The organism is Flavobacterium bizetiae (assembly GCF_902804475.1).
Lineage (GTDB): Bacteria > Bacteroidota > Bacteroidia > Flavobacteriales > Flavobacteriaceae > Flavobacterium > Flavobacterium bizetiae.
The window spans coordinates 45,879-54,655 of the sequence record NZ_CADCSU010000174.1 but is presented as its reverse complement, the minus strand read 5'-3'; the positions used below and the strand labels follow the sequence as shown (position 1 = coordinate 54,655).

The following is an 8,777-nucleotide window of genomic DNA, read 5'->3' as shown; positions in this document are numbered from 1 at the left end:
GGGAACTTATTACTGCAATAATGATAGTCTTCGCAGGCGGAGATCCTTCAAAAGTATTTAAAACATAAAGTGGCCGGAATTTCTTCCGACCACTCTTACCTTTATAGGAGCTTTTTTTGTTTTTGCCTTTAGGGCGGGCTTATTTTTTTTACCATTAAGATATTTTGCTTCATTTTCTTAAATATCTTAATAGTTTTAAAAACCTTTTTATTCGATGTTTTTAATGGTAAGGTCTATGATTTTGGCTTCGCCGTTGGTTAAGAAACCTAGCTTGCCTTGTTGGCTTAGGTTGCTTTTTTCTAATGAACATTCTAAGAAGGTTTCATTATCTACTGAGAAGAATAACTGATTGTTTGACACTTTTATTTTTACCGAATACCATTTATTATTTTCTAATTTCATTGTTTTCTTGAACAAAGTTGGGCCGCCACGTTTGCCATATTCGTCGCTGTTTTTATTGTAAACGCCTCTGCCTATCACGATATTCTGATCGATTTGATAAAGGTAGGTTCTGATGTAATTTTCTTTGTCGATGTTGAGCATTACTTCGAAAAGAGATTCGCGGGTCATATTTACTTTAAAATCGATTTCATAGTTTTTCGGAAGTTTCTTTTTAGATTGTATTACGGCCCAATGCATGGGACCGCCAGTTCCTCTTAAAGTGTCTTTTTCCAGAAACCATTCTTTGGGATTTGATTTCCATTCTGATTTTAATGTTGTGGCTTTGCTTATATTGTATTCTTTTTTTGCATTAGAAATTGTTCCGCAGCACGAAGTGATTATTAACGGAAAAATTAATAATGCGATATATTTGATTTTCATTTTTGTATTTTTAATTAAGCTCCGAATGGTATTTTATTTTACCAATTGATCCTGTTGACGATGGTAAAAGCTCAAAAACCGAAGTAGGAGCAAGGCCGGTTTCGATACGATGTGAAACGTATAAAATACTAACGTTTGTTTCTTGTTTTATTGTATTGATAAGCTGAATTACCAAATCGACATTTTCGTCGTCTAAACCTTCTACTGGTTCGTCTAAAATTAATAATGGCGGATGTTTTAAAACGGCACGAACAATTAACGCGACTCTTTGCTGACCGATAGAAAGATCGATAAAACGTTTTTTTCGTAAACCGCTCATTTCAATAACTTCAAGCCATTGTGTTACGGTTTGTTTTTGCAAAGTCGTAGGTTCGATATATAAACCTATAGAATCGAAAAAGCCGGAAAGGATCATTTCTTCTAAAGTATGGCTTTTTTGAAATAAATCGGTCATCGAAGTCGTGAAAATTCCGATTTGTTTTTTGATGTCCCAAACGCTTTCTCCGGTGCCTTTTTTTCTTCCGAATAAATGTAAATTCTGTCCGAAACCTTTTGGATTGTCTCCTGTTATCAAAGATAAAATGGTACTTTTTCCGGAACCATTCGGGCCAATTAATTGCCAGAATTCACCTTGCTTAATTGTCCATGAAATATTGTCTACAATTTTGCGCTCGTCGTAACTTACAGAAACATTTTCCATTTTTATTAATACACTTTCGTGAAAGGAATGCGGCTCAATCGCTTTTGGAATTGCGGCTGTATTTAGGGTTTTAAAATGATTTACGGTTTGCGAAAGTGGATGTAATTCAAACGTATTGTCTTTGATTTGGGCTTTATTGGGAACAAAAGATAATACATCAACCACACGATTTACGATTTGAATGATCGCAATATCCTGCGTTAAATCTTTCAACGATTCTGCCAAAACTACGCGCGAAGCCTGATCTAAATGATCAAAGGGATTATCGAAAATAATGAAATCCGGTTTTTGGTTGATGCAGTATTTTAGAAATTCTTTTTTACGTTCGCCTGACGAAAAGGTTCTCAATTGCCTGTGCGATTCCGGAGAAGCTTCTACGGTATCGTATTGGTATTCTTTTTCGATGAATTTCTCTATGGCAATATCTGAAAACAGAATACCTTTTTGGTTCTTAAAAACGGCTAATTCTCCTTTGGCTTCGCCAGAAAGCAGCGTTTCTATAAAAGCCTTTTTATTTACCTGATTTGATAAAAGTATGTCCCAATGTTGCATTTTAAAGTATTTATGTAGAGAAAGATTATTTTTTTTGCCACAGATTAAAAGATTAGAGTGATTAATCCTTTTAATCTTTTTAATCTTTTTAATCTGTGGCATTACCTATTCCTTAAATGTTTTTTAATTTATTTTTTTGTTGCCAATTCGCGATCGTTTCTTGACCATTCGCTCCACGATCCTACGTATAGTTTCGGAATTGCAAGTCCTGCATAATCCATCGCCAGCAAAGTATGGCAAGCTGTAACGCCTGAACCACAATGCACAATTATATTTTCTGGATTTTTATTTCCTGTAATTTTTGAGTATTTCTCTGCTAAAACTTCAGCAGATTTGTAAAAACCATCTTCGTCTAAGTTTTCGCTAAAGGGAACGTTAACGGCGCCGGGAATATGTCCTGCGATTAAATCAAGCGGTTCTGTTAAGCCATCAAAACGATTTTTGTCTCTTACATCGATTACGATACTTTCGTCGTTTTTTCGCGCTTTTTCGACTTCATCAATATCGGCTTGCGCTAATTTCCATTCTGTAACTGGATATTTTTCTGTGGGCTCAAAAGTTTCTAATTCTGAATTTACAGGAAAACCAATTTGTATTGTAGCTTGTAAACCTCCGTTTAAAACCTGGACTTTTTCATGACCAATGGCGCGTAACATCCACCAAAATCTTGCTGCGGCATTGGATCCGTTTTTATCGTCATAAATTATAATGCGACTTAAAGGCGAAATACCAAGTTTAGAAAGTACCTGAGAAAATTTTTCTAACGAAGGCAAAGGATGTCTTCCGCCATTTTCGGGATTTTCGATAGTGGCTAAATCCTTATTTAAATCTACAAAACGAGCGCCTTTAAGATGTTCTTTTTGATAATTTTCCTGAGCATTGATTCCGGCTCTGGCATCGATTAAAATAAGTTCAGATGAATCTTTTATGTTTAAAAGTTCGTCCGGATTTATAATGGGAGAAAGTTTAGCTGACATCTTGGTTTATTTTACTTTTTGTTCTTGTAATAATTATTTTTAATCTGATATTAATCGGCGAAAGCCTGACTATAGAAAATAAAAAAAGTATTGTTTGTTTTGTTGTATTGCAAACATTCCCAATTACTATATACCGGGCTTGTAGAAATGCAAAGCGTGTTGGCTAAATTTTTTCGTGAAGCATTTTTTGCAAAACATCCTTCCTTTAGTACAAAATTGTCATCTTTTGATATGTCAGTAATTTTTACCGGAACATCTTCTAAATAATATTGAGGGGTTATTTTAAGGGCATCTTCGTTCATAATCAAATGTTCGATTGCAAATTGATAATCAAGGGTTCCAAAAGAATAACTTCCGCAATCTGCATTTTCTAATCTGTTTTCTACTTTTATATCTTTAAAAAGTTCAGCGTATTGGCTGGTTTTATCATTATAAAGTAAAATTTTAGTTTTTATGTTTTCTTTGTCATAAACAATAAAAACATAATCGTTATTACTTTCCTGAAACAGATTGCCTTTTGCAAAACAGAGTAATTCATAATTAGAATTTGTGTTGAAAAAAAGCTGTTGTTTTTCGTTTAACTTTGCTGTTGATTTACTACTCATTTCAGAAAAAAGTTGTTCTTCTGAAAGTTTTTTTAATTTTTCTTTATCTCCTTTTATTCTATCTGCAAATTTTGGATCATCAAAAACTGATGTTTGATAATGAACTGCATCTGCTGTTTTAGTTGTTGAAGTAGTATCGTTTACAATTTCTTTTTTAGAGTTATTTACAGTATTTGTTTTATTCTCTTCTTGTTTTGAGTTGCAGGAGAATGCTAAAAGTGTAAAAAAAACGAAGGCAATTTTAGTTTTCATTAAATGATAATTTCCTGGTATTAGTTTTATTTGATTGCTCTATTTTGCTTGCTTTTTAGAATTACCTAACCAAAGTAATCCGTTTAGAATTAACTGACGTTGTGGTTCGTTTTCGAATGTATATGAAAGTGTTTTATTGGTTCCGTGTTCGTAATCGATATCATTATGTCCCATATTTACATAAAGCATTTTATAGTTTTTATTGGTCCATACTACAGGATAATAGCCGCTATGCCAAATTTCGTTTTGTTTAGGACCTGTTCCTAACGGAAAGCTGCTTTCGTCGATCGCGACAAGAATTTTGATATCGGAATTTTTTCTCAAATCATTGCTCCATCTGTACCATTCGTTTGGCGCAGATTTGAATGTTTTAGGAATGTTTTTAGTAGAGGGATGCTGATTTTCTATTCGTAAAACTGCCGATGTTGGTCGCCAAGTATTACTGCCATATTCGCCAGAACCTAAAAAGGTATTATGATACCAGTTCCAGTTTTGCGGATAAGCAGAATCGTTTAACGCAAATGCCGAAAAATGAAATCCTATAAAACCACCGCCATTTTCCATGTATTTCTGAAAGGCTTCTCGCTGAGATGGTGTTTCAGGTCTTGTATCTAAAAACAAAACCACTTGATATTTTGATAAAAATTTTGCGTTTAAATTATCCCAATTGCTGGTTGAATCGTATTCGAAATGATTTTGTTCGGCGACTTTTGGAAACCATTTATTGGCTTCGTGTACAAAACTTATGTGTGCCTGATCATTTTTTGCCGTATAAAAAGCAATTACTTTAAATTTAGAACTTGTTTTTTTATGCTGGGCAAAACCGAAGAAGCAAATGGATAATAATGCAATTAGAATGATTTTTCCAGAAATGGTTTTCTTTTTTTTATCTAAAAATAACATGTGGTTTGGTTTAGTTAATTAGTTTTTTGAGGTTAGTCAGGAATTTTTTCGATTAATATTTCATTACCGGATTTGTCGAAATACGTACAAGTCATTTCGATAATATCAACGCGCCATTTGGCAATTCCGGATTGTGCGGCATGGTTGCAGAAAGTTAAATAATCAGTCTGACCGTCCTGGTGCATTACCAGAAATTCTATAAAACGCTCTTTATTGGCAACAGGAGCGACCTGAATTTCAGGATATTTTTCATCTGCTGATACGGTGTAATTGTTTACGCCGTAATATTCTACATTTCCGTTATTTACAAAGGTGTCGTATCCTTTTACGCCCAAAATAATCAGGTCTTGTATATAATTTGGAAAATCTGCACCGTTTTGTACTTTGGCATGTGCTTCTTTTATTTGTTCGATTGTAAACATGTGTTTTAGTTTTAAAGTTAAGGGTTTGCCACAAATTTCACGAATTAGCACTAATTTTTCTTAGTAATACTTTTAAATATTAATTTGTGTTAATTCGTGAAATTCGTGGCGAATAAAATAAATTATGATTTCAAAAATACGATTAATGGTTTTATAAATTGATCGAAAGATTCAATATGCGGTAAATGTCCGGTATTTGCAACTTCGACTAATTTTGCATTTGGGATGGCTTTTTGCGTTTTTTTACCCAATTCGAGATAGTTACCCATTGTTTTTCTGACTTCTTCAGCAACCAAAGGTTTTCCTATTGCGGTTTTATCTCTTGTTCCGATGATTAAAAGCGTTGGACTTTTGATGTTTTTAAATTCGTATAAAACGGGTTGTGTAAAAATCATATCATACATCAAAGCTGAGTTCCAGGCGACTCTTGCATAATCGGGAGCTGTTGTCCAGCCTGCACCAAGTTCAGCCCATTTCTGGAAATCGGCATTCCATTTTCCATCATAATAATTGGCCATTTGGTAGCTTTTAATATTCTGATAATTTTGTTTCAATTCAGATTCGTACCACCAATCTACAGGTTTATACGGAACAACAAGTTTCCAGTCTTCTAAACCAATTGGGTTTTCGAGAACTAATTTTTCAGTTGTTTCAGGATACATCAGAGCAAATCTTGTGGCTAACATTCCACCCATAGAATGTCCTAATATGGTTGTTTTTTCGATTCCTAAATGATCTAAGAGTTTTTTTGTATTCTCTGTCAACTGTTGAAAAGTATATTGAAAATTATCCGGTTTTGATGATTTTCCAAAGCCTATCTGGTCGGGAACAATTACTCTAAAGCCTTCTTTGGTCAGGGCTTTTATAGTCGTTTCCCAATAAGCACCGTTAAAGTTTTTTCCGTGAAGTAATACAATGTTTTTATTGTTGTAATTATCAGGTTTAATATCCATATAAGCCATTTTCAAATATTGGCGCTGATTGCTCAATTCTAAAAACTGTACAGGAAAGGAATATTCGTAATTGGTTAAATTAATGTCTAATTGCTTTATTTTTTCCTGCTGCGAAAAGCAAAAAAGAGGGAGCAATAATATAAGGAGTTTTATAGTTTTCATGTAGCTGCTGATTTTTATTAAGGATTATAAATTTACCGCTATGCATTTTGAAAAGCAAAGTTTAAAGTCTTAAAATTATCAGAAAATAAATGAAAACTGTTACAATTATGCCATTACTGCCACAATATTTAACGCAATTTCGGCAAGTTCTGTATCTCCGGTAATTTCAACTTTTTCTTTTGCATCTTGCGGTTTGATTCCTTTAGAAAATAATAACCATGCATCATGGGGCTGAATTTTTAAAACTGCATTTGATTTAAGATCAGCGGCATTAATAAATTTCCAGTTTTCATCTTCTTTGATAATGCTCCATTGACCTCCAATTTCTGTATCGACAATTAGGGTTACAACTGTACCTTTTTCTGCTTTTGTATTTTTATATGCGTTAGGCAAAGCCTGCATAAAAATGTGCATAAAAGGATAGAAGAACTCTTTTGTTAAAAGTGCTTCTTTGCCTACAGCATCTCTAATTTGCTGTTGGTGCAGAAACTTTTCGGTATATTCCCTTGCAATATGAAACCAGTTAAAAGAGGTTTCTTCGCCTGCCCACGCAACTGAAAACAATGCATTTTCAAATGGCTCTAAAGTTTGTAAATGGGCATAATATTCTTTTCCGCTGCTTTCCAGCAAATGGGTTATTACATTCGGACTGAGTCTTTTTGTAGCATTTGTCCAGGTCATATTAAGCTGATTTAGATAATCAACTAAATCACTGTAAGAATTGATATTTTCCGGTTTTTCTCCAAAATACCGGTCTCTGGACATCGATAATGCTCTTAAATTGCCATCAAGTAAATGAGAGGCAACATCTTTTACCAGCCACTTTTTTGCTATGGTTTGGGCGTGCCATTCTTCTTCGGTTAATGATTTTAAAAGATCAATTAATAGTGTATCGAGAATAGGGAAAAGGTGTAAGGTCTCAATAGGTACAATTGCTGCGGTTTTCATTTTAAATTATTTCTTTATGGTAATTACCCTTTGCGGATACGGAATGTCTATTGCTGCTTCGTCGAAGCGTTTTTTGATGCTTTGCAGTAAATCACAATACATAACAAAGCCATCTGTTGAATTTTTTGACCATGCCCAGACCTTTAGCGTTACACTTGAATCTGCCAATGCCACAACACGGGCTGTAACCAATTGCTTTTTTTGTTTTTTATCTTCGGCTGTTCTGGTATCTATAAATAGGGGATGTTTGGCAACCTCTTCTTTCATAATTTCTAATGCTTCTTCGACATTAGATTCGTAACCAATTCCTATTTCGATTATTTTACAGCATTTGGTATCATGCATATTGGTGTTTACAATAATCTGAGCGCTTATTACGGAGTTTGGAATTATGATTCGATTGTTTTCCGCATCTTTTAAAACGACTTGTCTTAAATTGATATCTTCAACTGTACCAACAAAATTATTGATTGTGATTTTATCATTGATTCGGAAGGGTTTAAAAATTACCAAAAAAATTCCGCTTACGATATTACTTAATGCTTGTTGCGAAGCCAAACCTGCTACGATTGATATAACACCTGCACCTGCCAAAAAAGAATGACCAATAATTCTAAATTCAGGAATTTGAATCAAGGCAAAAGCAAATCCAAGAATATAAATTACAGTTATTATTAAATGTTTTAAGAACTTGAAACCTGTTGCGTCATATTCTTTATTACTTAGTTTTCTGTACAAAAAATAGCGTAATACTTTATCTGTAACTGCTCCTAAAATAATTGTGGTAAGTGCAATTATAGAAATAATTATGCCTATTCTAAAGTCTTTTGCAAAGTCGAACATAAGCTTTTAATATTTTTAAATTTCTAGTTTAACAAAGTTATTGTTATTAAATATAATTAAGAGATATCTAAATGACAATTTTAAAAAGAATGGTTTAATACTGAAAAGAAAAAATCCAAAAAACATATATTTAAATTATAGCTTTTTGGATTTTATAAAGTTAAGAAAATGAATTTTATTTTATAAGTCTACAAAATCATCACTTTTTGGGAAAATACTCAAGGCCTGAATTGCAATTTCGGGTGTAGGAGAGGCTAATTTACGAAGCTTAGTATCCATCCAGGCACCATCAACAGTAATAACAGCACAAAGTGTATCGTCTTCTCTTCTAAATTCGTGAATGATCGACCAACGCGATGCATCGGCTTTCATTTTTGATGTTTTGGTGTGAAGGAATATCTTATCAGAAAGTTTTAATTCTTTTCTAAAAACACATTCTTCTCTAAATAAAACGGGTCCAAAACCTTGTGTTTGCATTACTCTTAAAGTAAGCCCGAGTTCTTCAAGAATTTCGATACGATGTTGCGCACCAAAATCGTAATAAGCACTGTGACGAACATGAAAATTAGGGTCAAGATCTGACCAGCGAAAAGATATTTCTTTAATAAATGAAGCCATTTTTTGTTTGTATTTTAATG

At 33.5% G+C, this 8,777-nt stretch carries 10 protein-coding genes; all 10 read right to left on the bottom strand.

The annotated features are described in order from the left end of the window. Window positions 1-207: 207 nt before the first annotated feature. Window positions 208-822: a hypothetical protein gene (locus FLACOL7796_RS22085; protein WP_173972947.1), complete on the bottom strand. Its 615-nt coding sequence runs from the start codon at window positions 820-822 to the stop codon at window positions 208-210. A 10-nt stretch (window positions 823-832) separates the two neighbouring features. Beyond that, window positions 833-2,074 carry an ATP-binding cassette domain-containing protein gene (locus FLACOL7796_RS22080; protein ID WP_173972946.1) on the bottom strand — a complete coding sequence of 414 codons (1,242 nt, stop codon included), beginning with the start codon at window positions 2,072-2,074 and terminating at the stop codon, window positions 833-835. 128 nt (window positions 2,075-2,202) lie between these two features. Beyond that, the gene (locus FLACOL7796_RS22075; protein WP_173972945.1) at window positions 2,203-3,051 is read right to left on the bottom strand and encodes a sulfurtransferase; all 849 of its coding nucleotides are present in this window, start codon (window positions 3,049-3,051) and stop codon (window positions 2,203-2,205) included. A gap of 50 nt (window positions 3,052-3,101) precedes the next feature. Next, on the bottom strand, window positions 3,102-3,908 hold the full coding sequence (locus FLACOL7796_RS22070) for a hypothetical protein (RefSeq protein ID WP_173972944.1): 807 nt from the start codon (window positions 3,906-3,908) through the stop codon (window positions 3,102-3,104). A 39-nt stretch (window positions 3,909-3,947) separates the two neighbouring features. Then, window positions 3,948-4,811 (bottom strand): ThuA domain-containing protein, encoded by an 864-nt coding sequence (locus FLACOL7796_RS22065; RefSeq protein WP_173972943.1) that lies wholly within the window; start codon window positions 4,809-4,811, stop codon window positions 3,948-3,950. Between the two features lie 32 nt (window positions 4,812-4,843). Continuing rightward, on the bottom strand, window positions 4,844-5,233 hold the full coding sequence (locus tag FLACOL7796_RS22060; RefSeq protein ID WP_173972942.1) for a DUF1398 domain-containing protein: 390 nt from the start codon (window positions 5,231-5,233) through the stop codon (window positions 4,844-4,846). Between the two features lie 122 nt (window positions 5,234-5,355). Further along, window positions 5,356-6,348, bottom strand: a complete 993-nt coding sequence (locus FLACOL7796_RS22055) for an alpha/beta fold hydrolase (RefSeq protein WP_173972941.1) — start codon at window positions 6,346-6,348, stop codon at window positions 5,356-5,358. A 105-nt stretch (window positions 6,349-6,453) separates the two neighbouring features. Next, window positions 6,454-7,296 (bottom strand): maleylpyruvate isomerase N-terminal domain-containing protein, encoded by an 843-nt coding sequence (locus FLACOL7796_RS22050; protein WP_173972940.1) that lies wholly within the window; start codon window positions 7,294-7,296, stop codon window positions 6,454-6,456. A gap of 6 nt (window positions 7,297-7,302) precedes the next feature. After that, the gene (locus tag FLACOL7796_RS22045) at window positions 7,303-8,139 is read right to left on the bottom strand and encodes a mechanosensitive ion channel family protein (protein WP_173972939.1); all 837 of its coding nucleotides are present in this window, start codon (window positions 8,137-8,139) and stop codon (window positions 7,303-7,305) included. Between the two features lie 180 nt (window positions 8,140-8,319). Further along, complete coding sequence (locus tag FLACOL7796_RS22040; RefSeq protein ID WP_173972938.1) at window positions 8,320-8,757, bottom strand: acyl-CoA thioesterase; 438 nt, start codon at window positions 8,755-8,757, stop codon at window positions 8,320-8,322. Between the last annotated feature and the right edge of the window lie 20 nt (window positions 8,758-8,777).

Coding starts and splice junctions, on each gene's coding strand:
- FLACOL7796_RS22045 (WP_173972939.1), bottom strand. CDS start 8,139: ATGTTCGACTTTGCAAAAGACTTTAGAATAGGCATAATTATTTCTATA.
- FLACOL7796_RS22065 (WP_173972943.1), bottom strand. CDS start 4,811: ATGTTATTTTTAGATAAAAAAAAGAAAACCATTTCTGGAAAAATCATT.
- FLACOL7796_RS22075 (WP_173972945.1), bottom strand. CDS start 3,051: ATGTCAGCTAAACTTTCTCCCATTATAAATCCGGACGAACTTTTAAAC.
- FLACOL7796_RS22070 (WP_173972944.1), bottom strand. CDS start 3,908: ATGAAAACTAAAATTGCCTTCGTTTTTTTTACACTTTTAGCATTCTCC.
- FLACOL7796_RS22055 (WP_173972941.1), bottom strand. CDS start 6,348: ATGAAAACTATAAAACTCCTTATATTATTGCTCCCTCTTTTTTGCTTT.
- FLACOL7796_RS22040 (WP_173972938.1), bottom strand. CDS start 8,757: ATGGCTTCATTTATTAAAGAAATATCTTTTCGCTGGTCAGATCTTGAC.
- FLACOL7796_RS22060 (WP_173972942.1), bottom strand. CDS start 5,233: ATGTTTACAATCGAACAAATAAAAGAAGCACATGCCAAAGTACAAAAC.
- FLACOL7796_RS22050 (WP_173972940.1), bottom strand. CDS start 7,296: ATGAAAACCGCAGCAATTGTACCTATTGAGACCTTACACCTTTTCCCT.
- FLACOL7796_RS22085 (WP_173972947.1), bottom strand. CDS start 822: ATGAAAATCAAATATATCGCATTATTAATTTTTCCGTTAATAATCACT.
- FLACOL7796_RS22080 (WP_173972946.1), bottom strand. CDS start 2,074: ATGCAACATTGGGACATACTTTTATCAAATCAGGTAAATAAAAAGGCT.